Below are 18,222 nucleotides of genomic sequence, written 5' to 3'. Positions count from 1 at the left end.
TGAGAGTAGGATAACTTCCTACTCTCGATGATGACTTATTTCCAATTTTCTTCTAAAAATTGGTGACGAATAGCGCTACTCTGCGCATAACGCTCAGGATTAGTCTTATAAAATCCCTGATGGTAAGCTTCGGCTTCGTAGAAAGTCTCCGCAGGTTCAATCTTTGTCACGATTGGACGGTCAAAACGTCCTGAGGCTTGAAGGTTAGCCTTAGATTGTTCAGCAATTTTCTTTTGACGCTCATCAAAATAATAAATCACAGGACGGTAATTATCACCACGATCCTCAAATTGTCCAAAAGCATCCGTAGGATCGGTCTGTGCCCAATAAATTTCGACTAAATCAGCAAAAGAAATAATTTCTGGATCAAAGATAATCTCCACTGCCTCGGTGTGCCCCGTCGTTTTACGACATATCTCCTCGTAAGTTGGGTTTGGTACATGTCCTCCAGTATAACCAGAGCGAACAGATAGAATACCTTCTTGCTCCTCAAAAGGTTGCACCATGCACCAGAAGCACCCTCCGGCAAAAATAGCTCTTTCCATAGCGTCCTCTCTTACCAAACTGGTTCATCCAAACCTTGAGATGATTTCTTGATGATCCCTTTGACTTCGTCAGTATGATAGGCCTTGATAACTTTCTTGATAGCATCAGCCTTATCTGATTTTTCCCAACCTTTTTGGGCTACAAGTAGATTGTACCATTGCTTAGTATTTTTACTAGCGGGCTCTACGTAGATAGCTGTCTTAGGATCAATACCAGCCTCTGTAACGAAGTCATTATTAATAATGGCCGCATCGACAGAATCAATGTTGGCAGCTGTCTGAGCAGCATCAACTTCTCTGATATTTAAATTCTTGCTATTTTCACTAACATCAGTCAACTTAGCCTTGTCATTTGCACCTACACTAAGTTTAATCAAGCCAGCAGACTGCAAGAGATTAAGGGCACGACTTTCATTAACGGCATCATTTGGAATGGCAATCGTAGCACCCTCTGGCAACTCTTTAATATCCTTATACTTGTTCTTACCACCCTCTGTACCAGAATAGACACGGAAAGCTGTGAAATAAGTCTCAGCAATTGGTACCAAGTCAGTCTTATGATCCGAGTTCCAGTTATCAAGAAAATTATAGTGTTGGAAAGCATTAATATCAATATCACCATTATTGAGGGCTACGTTTGGTTGAGAATAGTCCGTAAACTCGCTAAACTGAAGCGTGATTCCCTCTTTTTTCAAGATTTCTTCGATCTTATCCCAGCGTGCTTGTTCAGACTCACTCTTAGCCATGGTCCCTACTCGAACCACCGTCTTATCCTTAGCAGCATCCTTACCACAAGCTGCCAAAATACCTACAGAAGCAACAGCGATAGCCACAAAACCTAATAATCGTTTTATTTTCATCATTTTTCTCCTCTCAGATGAATCAATGCCTTTATTCTAACACGAATATATCCGCTTGACTAATTCATATTCTTAATCAGTTGATAGAGAGGAATTATCAAAAAAAAGAGTAAGAACCAACTCTTACTCTACAATTGTCGCTCCAAGAACATTTTTAAAATGCCCAATGGCAAAATCATGTGCTTCTGGCGTCAAGGAGGCTGTTGCACTCTCTACCACCTCGATATCATAGCCCAAATTATAAGCATCAATAGCCGTATGTAACACACAAATATCTGTTAAAACTCCCGTCAAAACGACTTTTGTCACACGACGCTCACGCAAACGAATATCCAAATCTGTTCCTGAAAAAGCTGAATAGTGACGTTTGTCCATCCAAAAGACACGATGATCATCCTTGATGGCGATGGCATCATATACACCAGCCAACTTACCATAAAGTTCTCGCCCAGCTGTCCCAGCAACATTGTGAGGCGGAAAGAGTTTAGTCTCAGGATGGAAAGTATCCCCCTCATCATGTCGGTCCATAGCCACAAAGATATAATCTCCATTGTCATAGGCTTCTTGCGTTACCTGAGCAATGCGATCTTCAATGGCTTGGGCAAGCTTACCAGCCGTCAACTTCCCATCATCTGCTACAAAGTCATAAGAGTAATCAATTGAAATCAATGCTTTTGTCATATTACCTTCTCCTTTTAAAAAAAGTGGGGCAGACTCAACCTACCTCACTTCTATTCAATGTTTTATTCGTATTCTTTCAATTTATCGTAGATACCTTCGTTAAGGACTTTAAGGTAAGTACCTTTCATACCAAGAGAACGACTTTCAATAATACCAGCTGATTCTAATTTACGAAGAGCATTAACAATAACAGAACGAGTGATTCCGATACGGTCCGCGATAACAGAGGCTGTCAAACGACCTTCTAAACCGTCCAACTCATTCAAGATAGCTGAAACTGCCTTGATTTCTGAGTAAGACAAGGTATTAATAGCCATATTAATAGCTGTTTGTTTACGAATCGTTTCTTCCAAGTTTTCTGTTTGAAGATTCAACAATTGCAAACCAACTACTGTAGCTGCAATCTCAACCAAGATAAGGTCGTCGTCCACAAAATCATGGTCGTTACGCCAAATAATGAAAGAACCAAGACGCATACCACCACCATAGATTGGTGCAATTGTAGTCAAACCGTCAGGGAAATCATCTTTTGATTCCACTGGGAAGATGGTCAAGTCACTGTCAATACCGATATTTTCTTGAGTATCATAAACACGGCTGATACCACGTATGTATTCCTCTGGAAGTTGTTTCGCTTTAAAAAACTCTTCCACACGGTCATTGTTGGTTTTGTATTTCATAGCATAACCAAGGAGAGTACCTCCACCATTTACGATAGCAGCATTACAATCAATAATATCTGCCAACTGAGCAGCCATGTTGTTATATGGAAGATCTCCTTCCAAACTATCTACTGAGCGTTGCAAGATAGAAGTAATTTTGCGTGTTTTATCAAGTAAATTTGCCATTTTTATTGTCTTCACTTTCTATTTATAATCTTAATAATCACAGATCCTGTACCAAGCATATCCATTAAGATCCGCTAGCACTATCATTATAGCATACCTGAACTAAAAATTGCAAACAATTGTCTGAAAATTATTTATTATTCTACTATTCATTATATTTTGTCTTTTTCAGGAGAAACGTTCGGATTTTAGGTAAAAACGACTCATTTTTAAGCAAGATAAAACCGAACAAGTCTTTTTGTCCAGTTTTCACGAATTTAGCGTTTATAATATGACAAAACACATTCGATTTTATTTCCAAGATCAGCCAATTCTTCCACACGAGGAAGGTAGACAATACGGAAGTGGTCCGGTTCATTCCAGTTAAAGCCTTTACCTGGAACCAAGAGGACCTTTTCCTTCTTCAAGAGACGAAGACAGAACTCTTCATCATCGTCAATATCATACATGTTGCGGTCAATCTTAGGGAAGATGTAAAGACCCGCATCTGGCTTAACAGCTGTGAGTCCTGGAATATTGTTTACTGTGTTTGTAATAAACTCACGTTGTTCATAAATACGACCACCTGGAATCAGGAGCTCATCAACAGATTGGTAGCCCCCAAGTGAGGTCTGAATTACGTGTTGAGAGAGCACATTAGAGCAAAGGCGCATATTGGACAACATATCAAGCCCTTCAATATAGCCCCTAACATTCTTCTTAGGCCCAGAAAGAACCATCCAACCTACACGGAAACCACAAATACGGTGAGATTTAGAAAGACCATTCATAGATACACAGAAAACGTCTGGTGCAAGACTTGCAATAGCAATGTGCTTCTTACCATCCATAACCAAGCGGTCATAAATCTCATCCGCAAAGATAATCAAATCATTTTGGCGTGCAATATCGACAATCTGTTCAAGAACATCTTTAGGGTAAAGAGCACCTGTCGGGTTATTCGGATTGATAATAACAATAGCCTTAGTATTTGATGTAATCTTTGATTTGATATCATCAATGTCTGGATACCAGTTAGATTTTTCATCACAGACATAGTGAACAGCGTTACCGCCAGCTAGACTGACACAGGCTGTCCAAAGAGGATAGTCTGGCATTGGAACCAAGACTTCATCACCATCATCAAGCAAGGCCTGCATAGACATGGAAATCATCTCTGACACACCGTTACCAATATAGATATCATCGATGTCTACATTTGGGAAACCCTTAAGCTGGCAATACTGCATAATAGCCTTACGAGCTGAGAAAATCCCCTTACTATCTGAATACCCCTCACTGTTACGAACATTCATAATTAAGTCACGAATGACTTCATCTGGTGCTGTAAAACCAAATTCCGCAGGATTTCCTGTGTTCAGACGGAGAATTTTTTCACCTTTGGCAATCATACGGTTGGCCTCATCCAAAACTGGACCACGAATATCATAGGCAACGTGTTCCAACTTTGATGATTTATCAAATGTTTTCATAAGTTAATCCTTTCAAAAGATACTAAAGCAGATCCATCTAGTAGAAAATAAGAAAATTCAACACCTGATGGGGATTTTTACTTTCATTGACACCATCTTAGACCTAGCCCGTTTGGCATCATTTCTGAAGATTTATCTTCCTCATTGATTATCTCGTTTCTTACGAAGCTAATAACAGATTGTATTATACCTCTTTTTCAGACAATATTCAATTTTTAGATAAGGTCAAACTCTTCCCATTACTGATAGTATCGTAAAGTAAGCAGTCAAAAAAGATTTCAGAAAACCCATAACAATGTTTTCATTTTTAAGATTAAAGGAGTATAATAAAACTAAAGATAGGAGGTAGAGCTTATGTCTCAACAATATGAACATATTATGGTAGCCATCGACGGTTCTCACGAATCGGAGTTGGCCTTTCTCAAAGGTGTACACGTTGCAAAACGTAATAACGCACAGTTACTTTTAGTACATGTTATCGATACACGCGCCCTTCAAAGCATTATGACTTTCGACTTTTATATCTATGAAAAACTAGAAGACGAGGCTAAAGCTGTATTGGCTAACTATGAACGTCAAGCCAGAGAAGCTGGTTTAACTAAGATTCGCAAAGTTATTGAGTTCGGTAATCCTAAGAGCCTTTTGGCTGTTGATATCCCTGATAAGGAAAATGTTGACCTTATTATGATTGGTGCCACTGGTCTCAATACTTTTGAGCGTCTGCTTGTCGGTTCAACTTCTGAGTACATTCTCCGTCACGCAAAAGTTGACTTGCTCGTTGTTCGTGATTCTGAAAAAACGCTATAGTCACCTCTCATAAGCACCTACGGTGCTTTTCTCATATAATAAATTGTAAAATATAGTGCAACAAAAAAACTCATAGCGTTTCATTGGTGTAAACTGTAAGTAACGAAACAAACAGAACCCGAGGAAAAACTATAAGCTACTCCCAGCTTACCATAACCGACTGAATAAAGATAGAAACCTATAAAACCATCTATAACTGGTTCTATACTGGTTTGATTGATCTGGATTTGAGCGTCCTTCGTCGGAAAGGAAACAGTCGACAACCCAAAGAATCAGGTGGAAGATTTAGAATTGGTACGCCAATTGCCAAACGTCCTAAGGAGGTCAGGAATCGTGAGACCTTTGGTCACTGGGAGGCTTGATACTGTGGTGTCTTCCAGAGGCAAAAACAAGGGGTGTTTAGTGGCCTTTCTAGAGCGAAAAACACGTTTTTACTTAGCTTCCAAGATACCAGATAGAACAACCAAAGCCATATTTTCAGCCATCGAACAACTTTGTAGGCTATTTCCAAAAGAGACTCTTATAACTTTCACTTCAGACAGGGGAAAAGAGTTTGCCTGCTATCCTCTGGTAGAGAGGAAGCAATGAGAACGCAAATGGCTTACTAAGAGGATATTTCCCAAAGAAAACAGATTTAGCTACTATTTCTGATAAGGTTTTGAACAAGGCCTTAGATGATATCAATCATCGACCACGAAAATGTTTAACTTACAGAACTGTTTGTGAATCTCTAGAGGATGAGTTCGAGTAAATGTTGCACTTATTCTTGTGATTTATCATATAAAAAGAACTGAGTTATTAATCTCGGTTCTTTTTCTTGTTCTATTTTTCAGACGTTGCTGATTCAGACACAGCTTCTGACTCTGAAGTTGCTTGGCTTTCTTCTACCAAGGCTTCGCTAGCAAATTGACTAGAGGAACTTGTTTGCTCCAAAGCAAGGATAGTTGAAGGGCTCTCGCGTTCTGCTTCCTGACTAAGGCTTGCTTCAACAATCATCAGTTCCTTTTGACGTTCTGTTTCACGAAGATACTCACGTTCTTCTTGCTCTTCCTGACGTCATCTTTCTTGCTCACGTCTTTGAGCTTTCTGACGTTCACGCTTAGCATGGCGTTTTTGCGTCTTATCAATCAAGACCTTAGTATTGTCTTTAGTTCGCATTAATTTGACAAGTTGAACCAAAAGTCTCCATACAAACACAATGACTAACTCCACAAAGAGAAGAAGCTCAACCAGAATAACTCCCAACAAGCTCCAAGCCATGAAAAGCATTATCAATAATTGCGTGGAAATCTTCTTCAAGTCACCCAAATGATTGTTGTAAATATTGAGAGTCTCAAGGAAAAGATCTAAGATTCCTTGTAAGAGATGAGACTCAACAGATTTATCTCCCTCAAGGCTCAAGTCCATTTGAACTTCCGCCGGAGTAACCACTGTCAACTCTCCATCTTGATAGACCTCAACACGATCCCCTAAATTTATATCAAAATCAAAAAGAGCACATCTATTTTTTCAAGCGCCCATCGGGATGACTAAGGTAAACAAAGTCATCATCAATTTTTAAAATACGAAACATAATTACCTGCTTTTTATTGCTTCCTAAAGAGTAACAAAGTAAAAAAGCTCTTGTCAAGAGCTCATTCTTTAATCCAAGGTTTTAACCCCGATACGATTCTTATACTCTTGATAAGTTTCCGTATGCATAAGAGCCTTAGCGTTTTTAACACGATCTGCAGTTGGTGGTTTGACACCTTCCAATGGATAAGGGATGCCAAGTTCACGCCACTTGAATTCCCCCATTGTATGATATGGAAGAATTTCAAATTTATCGACATTTTTCAAGGTCCTCACAAATTCACCCAATTCAACCAAATGCTCATCAAAGTCAGTCAAACCTGGTACCAAAACATGACGAATCCAGACTGGTACTTGTTTATCAGACAAGTATTTAGCAAATTCCAAGATATTCGTATTAGGCTGGCGAGTTACAAACTTATGTTGCTCTGGGTCAATCTCTTTGATGTCAAGTAGAACCAAATCAGTAACAGCCAAGAGTTTGTCAATAACTTCATAATATACAGGAGTATTACGGTAAGCAGATCCACAGGTATCAAGCGTACAATGAATACCTAACTTTTTAGCCTCCGTGAAAAGGGCTGTGACAAAATCAATCTGAAGCATGGCCTCACCACCAGATACGGTGATACCACCCTGTTTACCCCAAAAATGACGGAAACGAAGAGCTTCTTCTAAAACAGACTCGACAGTACGCTCGACAGCCTTATTTGACTTCATTGCCCACGTGTCTGGGTTATGGCAATATTGGCAACGCATCTTACAGCCTTGCATAAAAACAATAAAACGGATTCCCGGACCATCTACGGATCCAAAACTTTCAGTTGAATGAACAAGTCCAGTCACCTGACTGTAATTAATTTCTACCATGGCAGCCTCCTTGTAAACTCTTTTTACATGTTTTCATTATACCTCTTTTATCAGAAACATGCTCCATGTCTGTCTAATTTAAGATAAAAGTTATACTATAATACATCTAAAATTACTATATAACTATACTATACCAGAAGAAGAAAGGGAAAAACTGGATTCTTCCGGTTTTTTATTATCTATACTATTAGGCACGTTTCTTGAATACCAATAAAACTGCAAGAACAAGGAAGAATGTTCCTACAAGCGTCAATATTACAGTTGATACTTTACCAGTCAATGTACCGTCAGCATTCACTTTGAATCCTGTACTTAAGGAACAACAAGACTTGTTTTACCGTCATTATTGGCAACAACAAGCTGACTATTTTGTTTAGAAAGGATTGTTTGACCAGGTGCCCGTTATAGCTGGTGCTACTGGTGTTATAATGGCAACAGGTCAACCATTAACGTTGACTGAAGGAACTTCAGGTGATTGAGGGCCCTCACTTGTATTCGTATCTGTATCAGTTTTTGGCTGCATAAGAACAGTATCATTTGTCGCAATGCCGGCATCTGCAAAAGAAGTTACTGGTAGAAAGTCTCCTAGAGTAAGGGGGAGTAAAAGTAAGCTACTATGTATAGAATATAGAGATTTTTTAGAAGCTATTAAGATTCTCCTTTATCATTTAGATATTTTATTTTTATAATAAAGCATAACATAGAGGTTATCATATATTTTTAATCTAATTATGTATTAAAAAATATTTATCAAAAAGATAATAAAAAGCACTTTCAATCCAAAGGAAAGAAGGCGCTCAATTATCATTATCTGACTTTTTAGCTCTAGTCTTTTCTAATCTAAAGCTGGTGAATGCTATTCTCCTGCTTCTTCTGGAGCAGCTGTGATGATTACCTTAAGTTTGGTTACGCGACCATCCTTAACCTTATCGTTAATAAATTCAAGACGTTTGTCCTTGTTGATAACTTCGTAATGTTCCTTGACTTCTTGAGTGGGAATTGCTCCTACACCAGTCAAATAATAGCCTGCGATAGTATCAACATCATCACTTTCAAGCTCTGTGTCAAAGTATTCATTGAAGTCATTAAGAGTCATAGATCCTTCAACAATATAGGTATTCTCTCCTATTTCACGAACTTCCACACTAGCTTTATCTGTTTCGTCATCAATTTCACCGACGATTTCTTCCAAAAGATCCTCGAAGGTCACCAGACCAGCCATACCACCATATTCATCAAGTAAGATAGCCATTTGATTATTGGTGTTACGAAAGGCTGCCAAGAGGTCGTCAACGAAAATTGTTTCTGGAACAAAGAGGGGCTCATTCATGATACGGCGAAGATTAACATTCTCAAAACCGAGCTCATAAGCCGCTTTAAGGAGGTTTTTGGTATGGATTACACCGATAATCTTATCCTTGTTATCTTCGTAGACAGGGATACGAGAGAAGCTTTGCTTTATAATGGCTTGGATATTTTCCTGAGTATCGTCTTCAATATCTATCATGAAGGCATCTGTACGAGGAACCATGACTTCACGCGCCATTAATTCATCAAGAGAAAAGATACCTTGAAGCATTTTGATTTCTTTAGCTTCAAGTGTATCCTCACTCTTGGTCAACATGTACTCAATCTCATCACGTGTCATCGGCTCATCCGCATCATCAAAAGTCATAGGTGTCAAACGAGACAAGAGGTTGGTTGATGCCGAAAGAATCCATACAAAGGGACTGACAATCTTACCAGTTAAAATAATGACAGGTGCTGAGTAGATGGCCAGATTTTCCTTTAGGTTCATGGCAATACGCTTAGGATAAAGCTCACCAAAAACGATAGAAATGTAAGTCAAGACCACCAAAGATACCACGCTACCTGCTGTTTTAGCCCAAGCTACGTTACCAAACCAGGTCGCTATAACTGCTCCTAGCGAAGCAGAGAGACTGGCCCCTTGCAAAAGACTGATAAAAGTAATACCAACCTGAATAGTTGATAAGAAGTTATTGGGATTTTCAAGAACCTTGAGCAGGCGAATAAATTTCTTGTCGCCTTCTTCAGCCTTTTGTTCCACACGTGAACGGTTTAGTGATACTAAAGCCATCTCAGACGCTGAGAAAAAGGCCGAAAGTAAGGTTAAAATTAGTAATAAAATAAATTGAAATAATAAGGACTGACCGCTAGAGTCTTCCATTTTTTCTTCTCCTCTAAAAAAAATTCTGACTTTCATTATATCACAATTTTCCAATATAGGTTCCTATTTTATGCTATAATTAGAGTAATTTATCATCGAAGGAGAGACTTATGTCACTTATACGCTTAGAAAATGTCAGCTTGGCTCGCCAAGGAAAAATACTCTTGTCCAATCTTAACTGGTCAGTTGAAAAAGGCCAGACCTGGGCTATCCTTGGACTTAATGGTGCAGGAAAATCAACACTTCTACGCTTATTGACATCTGAGTTCTTTCCTTCTGAAGGTCATGCTGAAATACTTGGCTATACCTTTGGTAACGGAGACATCACGGGTCTTCGTAAACATATCGGTATTGTCAGTTCCTTCATCACTGAGCGTCTGCCTAAGCATATGACTGCAGAAAAAATCGTCCTTACTGGTAAATACAAGAGCTCAATCCTCTACAAGGCATATGGGGATAAGGAGTTGCAAGAAGCCAAGGACATGCTGACCTCACTTGGTGCAGGGGATTTGATAAGTCGTAAATACCATGGCCTCTCTCAAGGAGAAAAACAAATTTGTTTGATTGCTCGCAGTCTCATGGAAGATCCTGATATCATTATCCTTGATGAAGCGACTGTTGGCTTGGACCTATTTGCTCGTGAAAAACTCTTGCGTCAGATTGATCGTATCACCTCGCTTCCTCATGCTCCACTGGTTCTTTACGTCACTCACCACGCTGAGGAAATCACTGAAAACATGGACCATATTCTCCTACTCCGTCAAGGAAAAATCGTAGCACAAGGATCCAAAAATGATGTCATCACACCAGAAGTCTTAGCTGACTTCTATCAAAATCCTGTTCAAATTATTCCAATTGACGACCATCGTTTTTACATTAACCCTCTTTTATAGAGATCAGTCATAAAGTAGCTTGATTTAGGGCTAATTTACGAACAACATTAAAGAAACAAGTCCCCTAGACTATAAGTCTGGGGGAATTTGTTCTTTCATCATTACTTCTTTTTTATTTGAGATACGCTATACAAAATTAAGGCTGGAAGGACAAGGTGTTCTATAGACGTTCTTGAATAAAATAAATTGTGCAGCGACTATATATAAACAGATTTTGTCAGAGGTTTTACTGTGTGAGGAAATCTTTTGACTTTTACCGATTCGATAACAAAACAGTTCTTTTTTGACCGAATAAATTCTAAGATTAACCACATAGACATATGATATTGTCCGATGGCCGCTCTTTCCAGTTGTCTTGTTAATCTTCTTTACAATTGAGAATTTCATGAAAAAAGATTATAAGTCTAGCCTCATTAGTGCCTTGATTGGGCTGATGATTGCTAATGCAATCTATGACCTACTCCCTATTTCCTATTCCTACCGAAACTCTGATTGTTTCCGGTATCCTAGTAGGCCTAGGATTGGGCTATCTCTTTCCTGACCACGATAATGAAAAAAGCAAACATTAAAAGAAGCCAAATTAATAACTTAGCTTCTTTTTCTACTCTAAATTCTTTCTTAAGCTCCCCTTCGGGCTAGATTGATCATATCATATATCAAAGTATTGCTTGTTTCTTTGAGAGTATAGTTTTCCAAAGTATTGACTTCCTTACGAAGCTGTTTGGCATAACGACTAGAAATACGCCCAGCTTGTTCATATTCGATGATAATCTTACGTTCCAAAAAATAGCCTCGCAACATTTCGTCAACATAGTCTGGATTTAAGTGAGTGATAACCCGCTCGACAAAGGCTCCAGATTGAATAATTTCAGCCTCTCGAATCCGACAGCGTTTCAAATAAGACAAAAGATCTGAATGATAGACACCTTCCAGATTACTCAAGGCTTCCAAAACCCGCTCAGTATTTGTTAAATAAAGCTCAGTCATATGATCACGATTTTCCTTGGTCAATCGAAGACCTCGCCTATTCTCCTCTTGTTCAAATCGAAACTTGAAGGTAAAAGCTAGGTGCAAAATTCTACGAAGACCAATAACGAAAACAGCAGAGGCATAAGAGAGACTAGAAACAAAACCACGGTTGATACGGCGCTCCAAGCTTTTGATATAACGTTGGTATAGATTGTATTCGAGTTCTGAAATCTTCCCCTTCTTGTAGGCATATTCCAAACCCTCACTCTCGATTTCCATAATCATGATACGGATATTAGCTAACTCTTCCTTGATATCATTTGATTCCTGCTCCAAGATTAAATCTTCCAAACGTTGGTTATAGTTGTCAATGGTAGCATAAATAGCTTCTTGATTTGCAGACTGCTTCAGGTCTTTTTCTAGCTCTCTTACCACATCATTAAGAATAGCAATCTGCATGTAATGGTTGGTCCTATGTGCTGGTCTGGTAGCTAACCTAGGTAGAATTAAAATACCTATCAAGAAGCTCAATAGTGTAACACCCGCTACCGTAAAGATCAAGAGACTGTGTTCTAGCGCAGTCATATTAGTAACCGGAAGTAAAAGGATTGTTGCAATCGAAACCGTTCCTTTTACACCAGAAAAAGTCAAAATCGTAGCAACCTTCCATATTTTTTTCAGTGACCGTTTGGTCCGCCAAGCTCTTTGGGCAAACACTGTACTAATCATGACAAAACGAATTCCAAACAAGATCGCTGTTAACAAGACTATGGCAAGAAGCATCCAAAGCGTATTATAAGTACTGCTAGACAGTACTGGGATTGCTAAGGTTGGCAGTTCCGTCCCCAGAAGGAAAAAGACCATACCATTAAGCACAAAGGTAATGGTTCCCCAAATCGTATGGGAGACACTATCCAATTCGGCATCAAATACGGTGATTTTTTTGAAACGGCTAGCAAGCGAAATCCCTGCTACAACAACAGCAATAATTCCAGAGACATGTATTTCCTCAGCTACAAAGTAAGAGGAAAACGGTAGCACTAACTCTAGTAAGAGTGCACCTGTGACATCTGCTGCATCCATATTATCTAAAATGGTCAAAAAGAGACGATTCAATAGAGCTGTAATCAAGCCAACCAAAAAACCACCAATTACAGAGATAACCAAATTCCAGCTCGCGTCCAGGAGGGAGAAGGATCCCGTTGTCAAAGCAGTTACTGCCATCCGAAAGGCGACCAAGCCAGAGGCATCATTTAGCAAACCCTCTCCCTGCAGAATATGGCTAATCCACCTTGGAAAACTGAAGCGTTTGGAGATAGCGGAATAGGCAACAAAATCCGTTGGACCAAGAGCGGCACCGAGGGCTAGACAGGCAGACAAGGGCACCGAAGCAGGCAAGACGGCCTTAGCAAGATAGCCGATTCCTAGAGTAGAGACGAAGATGACTGGAAAAATCAAAAACAGAATGAGCCTCCAGTTACGTAGAATACTGGTAATGTCACTCTCTTCGCCCTCACGAAAAAGCAAGGGAGCAATAATAAACGCTAGAAAAAGTTCCGTTTCAAGCTCAAAAACTTCCCCCTTAAGAAGAAAACCAATACCCACTCCAAAAATAATTTGAATCAAAGGTAGGGGAAGTCGTGGAAAAATGCGGTTGATAACGTTCGATAAGATTAAGCTAAACAGAAGAACAAGCAAAGCTAATGATAAATGCATAGTTTCTTTTAACCTTCCTTATGACAACAGTTAGAAAATAGTTCTTTTTGCTTGCGAATTTTTTTATCAATGGCAGTCACGTCTTCCTTAGCTAAAAGTTTATGGCAACGTTCAACCTCAAGACTGGCTAGTTTCTTTTTGATTTTCGTCGTTTTGCAATTATAAACCGTTTTTAGGTTATCTTCAGCACTCTGCTTGTCTATATATTTGGCCTGCATATCTGCAAGTTTTTCTTTAATATCTGTAATCATTGTAATTTCTCCAACATCACCAAAAATGGCGGGGTATTAATTTGATTGAGAGGTTGATACAGCATGGCTGTAAAAACACGCTGGTCTAGACCAATCACATACTCAAGAACAGCATCCTTCTCCATATCACCCCCATCATGACCGTAGTAAATCATAATAGCTAGGCGACCACCCACCTCTAAGCGGTCAAGAATCTTCTCAATAGCTTCAAGGGTCGTGTGAGGTTTGGTGATGACACTCTTGTCTGCAGATGGTAGATAGCCTAAATTGAAAATAGCTGCTCGAATAGGCTCCCTAACATAATGGTCCAGATTTTCATGACCATCTAAAATGAGTTCCGTATTTTCAATTCCCAAGTCTGACAAGCGTTGACTGGTCTTTCCAAGCGCCTGCTCCTGCACGTCAAAAGCATAGACCTTCTTGGAAAGGCCAGCCAGAAAGGCTGTGTCATTACCGTTTCCCATGGTCGCATCGACAACTATACTCTCATCGTCCAGCACTTCTGCTAGAAAGTCATGAGACATATGAATGGGACGTTTAATCATGCTTTTTCCTCCTTCTTGCTAACGACTTTACACCCTTGCCATGAGTCACGACGTTCCATCTCTTTGTCAATGGCATTAAGGACTTCCCACTTGTTGAGACTCCACATAGGTCCAATCAGCATATCTCGCGGTGCATCACCAGTAATCCGATGAATGACGATATCCTTAGGGATGATTTCCAACTGGTCACAGATGATTGACACATACTCTTCCTGACTCAGCAATTTAAGACCCCCTTCGTGGTAGTCTCTTTGCATACGCGTATTAGTCATCAGGTGGAGGAGATGGAGTTTAATCCCCTGAATGTCATTATCAGTCACACAACGGCGAACATTCTCCACCATCATCTCATGAGTTTCCCCCGGTAACCCATTAATTAGGTGTGATACAATTTCAGCCTTGGGCGCACGCTCATGCAAGCGCTTCACCGTCTCCACATAGAGTTCATAGCTGTGTGCTCGGTTTATGAGCTCTGAGGTTTCTTCATAAGTCGTCTGCAGTCCAAGTTCAACCGTTACGTGCATGCGGTCTGTGAGTTCTGCCAGATAATCAATCACATCGTCTGGCAAACAGTCAGGGCGAGTACCGATATTGATCCCAACAACACCAGGCTCATTGATAGCCTGTTCGTAGCGATCCTTGATAACCTCAAGTGGTGCGTGAGTATTCGTAAAGTTTTGAAAATAAACCAGATATTTATGAACTTCTGGCCACTTGCGGTGCATAAAGTCAATCTCATGGTAAAACTGCTCACGAATCGGTGCCTCAGGAGCTACAATAGCGTCCCCAGATCCCGATACTGTACAAAAGGTACAGCCACCGTGAGCCACTGTTCCATCACGGTTGGGACAATCAAAGCCCGCATCTATAGGAAGTTTGAAAATCTTTTCGCCAAAAATCTCGCGATAGTAATCATTTACTGTTCTATAACGTTTTTTCATACAGACTATTATAACACTTTAGTCTAAAAAAGAGGCTCAATAATTTCTGTAGTGGGTAAATCCACCATGGAAATTATGGAGCCTTTTTGAGTATATACAAAAAGTCCCATATGACCTATAATGAAAAGTGCTCAAACTATCATTTTAGAAAGACTCATATGGAACAACTAAATCTTATCACAAATTTTCTCAGAATTAAAGACAAAATATCACTATCACTGATGAATGTGATATGGGAACTCACTTAGAACTCCACGGTCACTTGGATTACACAGCCCCTAAATGCCCAAAATGCAAGGGACAAATGGCTAAGTACGGCTACCAGAAAACTTCTAAAATCCCCTACTTAGAAACTGCTGGCTACCCTTTACTTATCCGTCTTCGAAAGCGTCGTTTCAAGTGTAAAGATTGCGGAAAAATGGCGGTCGCTGAAACTCCTCTTGTCAAGAAGAACCACCAAATCTCTGTCGCTGTTAACCAGAAAATCGCACAATTACTCATCGAAAATCAAGCAATGAAACATATTGCACACAGGCTATCAATTTCAACATCGTCAGTTATGAGAAAGCTCAATGAGTTCAAGTTTGAAACGGATTGGAATACCCTACCTGAGGTGATGAGTTGGGACGAGTATGCCTTCAAGAAGGGGAAAATGAGCTTCATCGCTCAAGATTTCGACTCCCTAAATGTCATCTCCATTCTCGACGGATGGAACTCAAGCAACCATCCGAAACCACTTTCTACGCTATCCTAGAAAGGTTAGAAATCGGGTCAAAGTTGATTACCATGGATATGTTTAGTCCCTATTATCAACTTGCTAAACAGCTTTTTCCGAATGCAAAAATTGTACTCGATCGCTTTCATATCGTGCAACACCTTAGTCGTGATATGAACCGTGTCCGTATTCAAATTATGAATCAATTCGACAGAAAATCGCAGGAATACCGAGCCTTGAAACGTTACTGGAAATTGATACAACAAGATAGCCGTAAACTCAGCGATAAACGATTTTATCGTCCTATGTTTCGAATGCATTTGACTAACAAGGAAATCCTAGAAAAACTCCTATCCTACTCAGATGAACTCAGACAGCACTATGAACTCTATCAATTTCTCTTGTTCCATTTCCAAGAGAAAAACTCAGATCATTTCTTTGACCTCATCGAACAGGAAATAGCCACTGTTAATCCTATTTTCCAGACGGTATTTAAGACATTTTTAAAGGATAAAGACAAGGTTGTAAACGCCATGGATTTACCTTATTCTAACGCCAAACTGGAAGCTACCAATAATCTCATCAAAGTCATTAAGAGAAATGCCTTTGGTTTCAGGAACTTTGAAAAATTTAAAAAACGGATTTTGATTGCATTGAACATAAAGAAAGAGAGGACGAAGTTCATCCTCTCTAGGTGTTAGCTTTTAATCTATCCACTACAGTTGACAAAGAGCCAAAAAAGAGAGTAAGACAGAGACAAAATCATAGATTTCTGTCTGTCCTACTCTCTCTTCTCATTTAGTCTTTTTCAAATAATCAATGGCTTCTTGAGCTGTTTTAACAGGGACGATTTTCATCTTGGTGCCCAGTTTCTCGGCAGCTTCCTTGGCCTCTTGATAATTAGTCTTGGCATCCGGATCGACCTTTTTCATTTCCTTAGTTACTAGATTATTTGGCACGAAGAAAATGTCTGCGCCACTATCAGCCGCAGATTTCACCTTGAGATAGGCCCCACCGATATCACCGACAGTCCCATCTTTTTCAATAGTTCCTGTACCAGCAATCTTGCGGCCAGCCTTGAGGTCTTGACCAGACACCTGATCGTAAATAGCCAAGGTAAATATAAGACCAGCACTTGGCCCACCGACACCATCTAGTTTAAACTTAACATTCTCAGGACTCTTAATTTCAGTATGGTCCGTTAGGCTGATACCAATACCATTTTTGCCATTGGCAATCTTAATAATCTTACCAGTAGCAGTCTTTTCTTTACCATCTCTCATATAAGTGACCTTGACCTTTGAACCCAGCTTAAGTCCTTGAACGTATTTAATCATGTCAGTCGAATTATCAAAGGTCTTACCATTAACAGCCGTCACCGTATCAGCGATATTGAGGACACCCTTGAAGCTAGAATCATCAGCAACCTGAAGCACATAGACACCCATATACTTCAAACTAACCTCCTTACCAGCCAGAGTCAAGCCCTGATAAACCGCTTGGTTTTGAGAAGTCTCCATGTAAAATTTGTTGATGCGTATGAAATCTTCATCAGAGTAATTTCCAGTTGCCTCTTCAGCCGTTTGAAGCTTTGCAAAATCATTAAACTTAGCATAGAGCATCAAGGCCAAAGTCGCCTTGGTTTGAGCCACCGCCACAAAATTATAGGAGCCCTTAGAATCATCAGCTTTCTTATTCACTGTCAAGACTTCCTTGGTATCAAAAGCACCACCCGGAAGCTCCACATAGTAATTATTGAGAGGGAAAAAGAGGGCAAAAAGGAGGAAAAGTAACGTAAAAATACTTAATAACCACCACTTAATACGCCACATTTTCTCTAGTAGCGATTTAGATTTTGTCTTGTTTGCCACGCTTGGCCTCCACTTCCTTAACAACTGCTTGCGGAACATAAGAGCTAATGTTCCCCTCAAAATAAATCAACTCACGCACACGACTTGAAGACACCGGTGTCACCTCATGACTAGCAATAAAGTAAACCGTTTCGAGTTCTGGCGCCAAACCTTTATTGAAATAGTCCATATTAGCCTCATAGTCAAAGTCTGTCGCATTGCGTAGTCCTCGAACCAGATAAGTTACACCAAGATCTCTGGCGACATCTACAGCCAGACTATCGTGGGCCGTTATGACCTTGACATTAGGAAAATCTGCCACAACCTCATCCAAGATACGCTTGCGAGTCACAACATCCCAGAAGCCCTGCTTATTTTTATTATAAAAAAGGCCTATATAGAGCTCGTCAAAGAGCTTGCTGGCTCTGGCAATAATATCCATATGCCCATTTGTAATCGGATCAAAAGACCCCGTAAACATAGCAATCTTGGTCATAGC

General features: G+C 39.8%; 18 protein-coding genes and 2 pseudogenes. 4 read left to right on the top strand and 16 right to left on the bottom strand.

Going from position 1 to position 18,222, the window contains the following annotated elements:
• Nucleotides 1-35: 35 nt before the first annotated feature.
• The 5 genes from msrA to NSQ85_RS03835 all read right to left on the bottom strand — a co-directional run bounded on the left by msrA (nucleotide 36) and on the right by NSQ85_RS03835 (nucleotide 4,406).
• The gene (gene msrA, locus NSQ85_RS03855) at nucleotides 36-545 is read right to left on the bottom strand and encodes a peptide-methionine (S)-S-oxide reductase MsrA (RefSeq protein WP_340781187.1); all 510 of its coding nucleotides are present in this window, start codon (nucleotides 543-545) and stop codon (nucleotides 36-38) included.
• An 11-nt stretch (nucleotides 546-556) separates the two neighbouring features.
• A complete protein-coding gene (locus NSQ85_RS03850) occupies nucleotides 557-1,405 on the bottom strand; it encodes a MetQ/NlpA family ABC transporter substrate-binding protein (protein ID WP_179973029.1) in 849 nt (282 codons plus the stop codon).
• A 123-nt stretch (nucleotides 1,406-1,528) separates the two neighbouring features.
• A complete protein-coding gene (locus tag NSQ85_RS03845; protein ID WP_179973954.1) occupies nucleotides 1,529-2,086 on the bottom strand; it encodes a cysteine hydrolase family protein in 558 nt (185 codons plus the stop codon).
• A gap of 62 nt (nucleotides 2,087-2,148) precedes the next feature.
• Nucleotides 2,149-2,934, bottom strand: coding sequence for a GTP-sensing pleiotropic transcriptional regulator CodY (codY, locus tag NSQ85_RS03840; protein WP_164135571.1), 786 nt, complete (start codon nucleotides 2,932-2,934; stop codon nucleotides 2,149-2,151).
• Nucleotides 2,935-3,191: 257 nt separating this feature from the next.
• Entirely contained in the window at nucleotides 3,192-4,406 is a 1,215-nt protein-coding gene (locus NSQ85_RS03835) for a pyridoxal phosphate-dependent aminotransferase (protein ID WP_179973955.1), read from the bottom strand.
• A 354-nt stretch (nucleotides 4,407-4,760) separates the two neighbouring features.
• Between NSQ85_RS03835 and NSQ85_RS03830 the strand changes: the two genes are divergently transcribed.
• Nucleotides 4,761-5,213 (top strand): universal stress protein, encoded by a 453-nt coding sequence (locus NSQ85_RS03830; protein WP_179973956.1) that lies wholly within the window; start codon nucleotides 4,761-4,763, stop codon nucleotides 5,211-5,213.
• Nucleotides 5,214-5,392: 179 nt separating this feature from the next.
• Nucleotides 5,393-5,964, top strand: a pseudogene (locus NSQ85_RS03825) (IS30 family transposase); the annotation flags it as partial.
• Between the two features lie 71 nt (nucleotides 5,965-6,035).
• On the opposite strand, the gene NSQ85_RS03820 reads toward NSQ85_RS03825, so the two are convergent.
• The 5 genes from NSQ85_RS03820 to NSQ85_RS03800 form a co-directional block, all read right to left on the bottom strand.
• Complete coding sequence (locus tag NSQ85_RS03820; protein ID WP_179973957.1) at nucleotides 6,036-6,209, bottom strand: hypothetical protein; 174 nt, start codon at nucleotides 6,207-6,209, stop codon at nucleotides 6,036-6,038.
• A gap of 60 nt (nucleotides 6,210-6,269) precedes the next feature.
• On the bottom strand, nucleotides 6,270-6,644 hold the full coding sequence (locus NSQ85_RS03815) for a hypothetical protein (RefSeq protein ID WP_179973958.1): 375 nt from the start codon (nucleotides 6,642-6,644) through the stop codon (nucleotides 6,270-6,272).
• A 210-nt stretch (nucleotides 6,645-6,854) separates the two neighbouring features.
• Complete coding sequence (gene pflA / locus NSQ85_RS03810; RefSeq protein ID WP_179973959.1) at nucleotides 6,855-7,655, bottom strand: pyruvate formate-lyase-activating protein; 801 nt, start codon at nucleotides 7,653-7,655, stop codon at nucleotides 6,855-6,857.
• Between the two features lie 187 nt (nucleotides 7,656-7,842).
• Nucleotides 7,843-7,953: an LPXTG cell wall anchor domain-containing protein gene (locus NSQ85_RS03805; RefSeq protein ID WP_014621906.1), complete on the bottom strand. Its 111-nt coding sequence runs from the start codon at nucleotides 7,951-7,953 to the stop codon at nucleotides 7,843-7,845.
• Nucleotides 7,954-8,511: 558 nt separating this feature from the next.
• A complete protein-coding gene (locus tag NSQ85_RS03800; protein WP_179973960.1) occupies nucleotides 8,512-9,843 on the bottom strand; it encodes a hemolysin family protein in 1,332 nt (443 codons plus the stop codon).
• A 110-nt stretch (nucleotides 9,844-9,953) separates the two neighbouring features.
• Between NSQ85_RS03800 and NSQ85_RS03795 the strand changes: the two genes are divergently transcribed.
• Nucleotides 9,954-10,736 carry an ABC transporter ATP-binding protein gene (locus NSQ85_RS03795; RefSeq protein WP_179973961.1) on the top strand — a complete coding sequence of 261 codons (783 nt, stop codon included), beginning with the start codon at nucleotides 9,954-9,956 and terminating at the stop codon, nucleotides 10,734-10,736.
• Between the two features lie 618 nt (nucleotides 10,737-11,354).
• On the opposite strand, the gene NSQ85_RS03790 is transcribed toward NSQ85_RS03795, so the two are convergent.
• From NSQ85_RS03790 to NSQ85_RS03775, 4 genes are read right to left on the bottom strand one after another with little or no spacing between them, the layout of a single operon-like run.
• On the bottom strand, nucleotides 11,355-13,421 hold the full coding sequence (locus NSQ85_RS03790; protein ID WP_340781183.1) for a cation:proton antiporter: 2,067 nt from the start codon (nucleotides 13,419-13,421) through the stop codon (nucleotides 11,355-11,357).
• Nucleotides 13,422-13,429: 8 nt separating this feature from the next.
• The gene (locus NSQ85_RS03785; protein ID WP_011226461.1) at nucleotides 13,430-13,672 is read right to left on the bottom strand and encodes a hypothetical protein; all 243 of its coding nucleotides are present in this window, start codon (nucleotides 13,670-13,672) and stop codon (nucleotides 13,430-13,432) included.
• On the bottom strand, nucleotides 13,669-14,217 hold the full coding sequence (locus tag NSQ85_RS03780; protein ID WP_011226462.1) for a tRNA (mnm(5)s(2)U34)-methyltransferase: 549 nt from the start codon (nucleotides 14,215-14,217) through the stop codon (nucleotides 13,669-13,671). The genes NSQ85_RS03785 and NSQ85_RS03780 overlap by 4 nt, the downstream gene beginning before the upstream one ends.
• The gene (locus tag NSQ85_RS03775; protein WP_340781182.1) at nucleotides 14,214-15,158 is read right to left on the bottom strand and encodes a TIGR01212 family radical SAM protein; all 945 of its coding nucleotides are present in this window, start codon (nucleotides 15,156-15,158) and stop codon (nucleotides 14,214-14,216) included. Before NSQ85_RS03775 ends, NSQ85_RS03780 begins: the two co-directional genes overlap by 4 nt.
• 158 nt (nucleotides 15,159-15,316) lie before the next feature.
• Between NSQ85_RS03775 and NSQ85_RS03770 the strand changes: the two are divergent.
• Nucleotides 15,317-16,574, top strand: a pseudogene (locus NSQ85_RS03770) (ISL3 family transposase).
• A gap of 93 nt (nucleotides 16,575-16,667) precedes the next feature.
• On the opposite strand, the gene NSQ85_RS03765 reads toward NSQ85_RS03770, so the two are convergent.
• Both NSQ85_RS03765 and coaD read right to left on the bottom strand, forming a co-directional pair.
• Complete coding sequence (locus tag NSQ85_RS03765) at nucleotides 16,668-17,744, bottom strand: SepM family pheromone-processing serine protease (protein WP_179973962.1); 1,077 nt, start codon at nucleotides 17,742-17,744, stop codon at nucleotides 16,668-16,670.
• Entirely contained in the window at nucleotides 17,722-18,219 is a 498-nt protein-coding gene (gene coaD / locus NSQ85_RS03760; protein WP_340781179.1) for a pantetheine-phosphate adenylyltransferase, read from the bottom strand. Before coaD ends, NSQ85_RS03765 begins: the two co-directional genes overlap by 23 nt.
• Nucleotides 18,220-18,222: the final 3 nt, after the last annotated feature.

The sequence above is a fragment of the Streptococcus sp. FSL L8-0526 genome, from assembly GCF_038007145.1.
Taxonomy (GTDB): Bacteria; Bacillota; Bacilli; order Lactobacillales; family Streptococcaceae; genus Streptococcus; species Streptococcus thermophilus.
Note: the sequence above shows the minus strand (reverse complement) of the source record. Positions and strands in the feature narration are given on the sequence as shown.

What these genes read in the sequence shown, in the direction of transcription:
- msrA (WP_340781187.1), bottom strand. Translation starts at nt 545, where the DNA reads ATGGAAAGAGCTATTTTTGCCGGAGGGTGCTTCTGGTGCATGGTGCAA.
- NSQ85_RS03850 (WP_179973029.1), bottom strand. Translation starts at nt 1,405, where the DNA reads ATGAAAATAAAACGATTATTAGGTTTTGTGGCTATCGCTGTTGCTTCT.
- NSQ85_RS03845 (WP_179973954.1), bottom strand. Translation starts at nt 2,086, where the DNA reads ATGACAAAAGCATTGATTTCAATTGATTACTCTTATGACTTTGTAGCA.
- codY (WP_164135571.1), bottom strand. Translation starts at nt 2,934, where the DNA reads ATGGCAAATTTACTTGATAAAACACGCAAAATTACTTCTATCTTGCAA.
- NSQ85_RS03835 (WP_179973955.1), bottom strand. Translation starts at nt 4,406, where the DNA reads ATGAAAACATTTGATAAATCATCAAAGTTGGAACACGTTGCCTATGAT.
- NSQ85_RS03830 (WP_179973956.1), top strand. Translation starts at nt 4,761, where the DNA reads ATGTCTCAACAATATGAACATATTATGGTAGCCATCGACGGTTCTCAC.
- NSQ85_RS03820 (WP_179973957.1), bottom strand. Translation starts at nt 6,209, where the DNA reads ATGATTGTTGAAGCAAGCCTTAGTCAGGAAGCAGAACGCGAGAGCCCT.
- pflA (WP_179973959.1), bottom strand. Translation starts at nt 7,655, where the DNA reads ATGGTAGAAATTAATTACAGTCAGGTGACTGGACTTGTTCATTCAACT.
- NSQ85_RS03800 (WP_179973960.1), bottom strand. Translation starts at nt 9,843, where the DNA reads ATGGAAGACTCTAGCGGTCAGTCCTTATTATTTCAATTTATTTTATTA.
- NSQ85_RS03795 (WP_179973961.1), top strand. Translation starts at nt 9,954, where the DNA reads ATGTCACTTATACGCTTAGAAAATGTCAGCTTGGCTCGCCAAGGAAAA.
- NSQ85_RS03790 (WP_340781183.1), bottom strand. Translation starts at nt 13,421, where the DNA reads ATGCATTTATCATTAGCTTTGCTTGTTCTTCTGTTTAGCTTAATCTTA.
- NSQ85_RS03785 (WP_011226461.1), bottom strand. Translation starts at nt 13,672, where the DNA reads ATGATTACAGATATTAAAGAAAAACTTGCAGATATGCAGGCCAAATAT.
- NSQ85_RS03780 (WP_011226462.1), bottom strand. Translation starts at nt 14,217, where the DNA reads ATGATTAAACGTCCCATTCATATGTCTCATGACTTTCTAGCAGAAGTG.
- NSQ85_RS03775 (WP_340781182.1), bottom strand. Translation starts at nt 15,158, where the DNA reads ATGAAAAAACGTTATAGAACAGTAAATGATTACTATCGCGAGATTTTT.
- coaD (WP_340781179.1), bottom strand. Translation starts at nt 18,219, where the DNA reads ATGACCAAGATTGCTATGTTTACGGGGTCTTTTGATCCGATTACAAAT.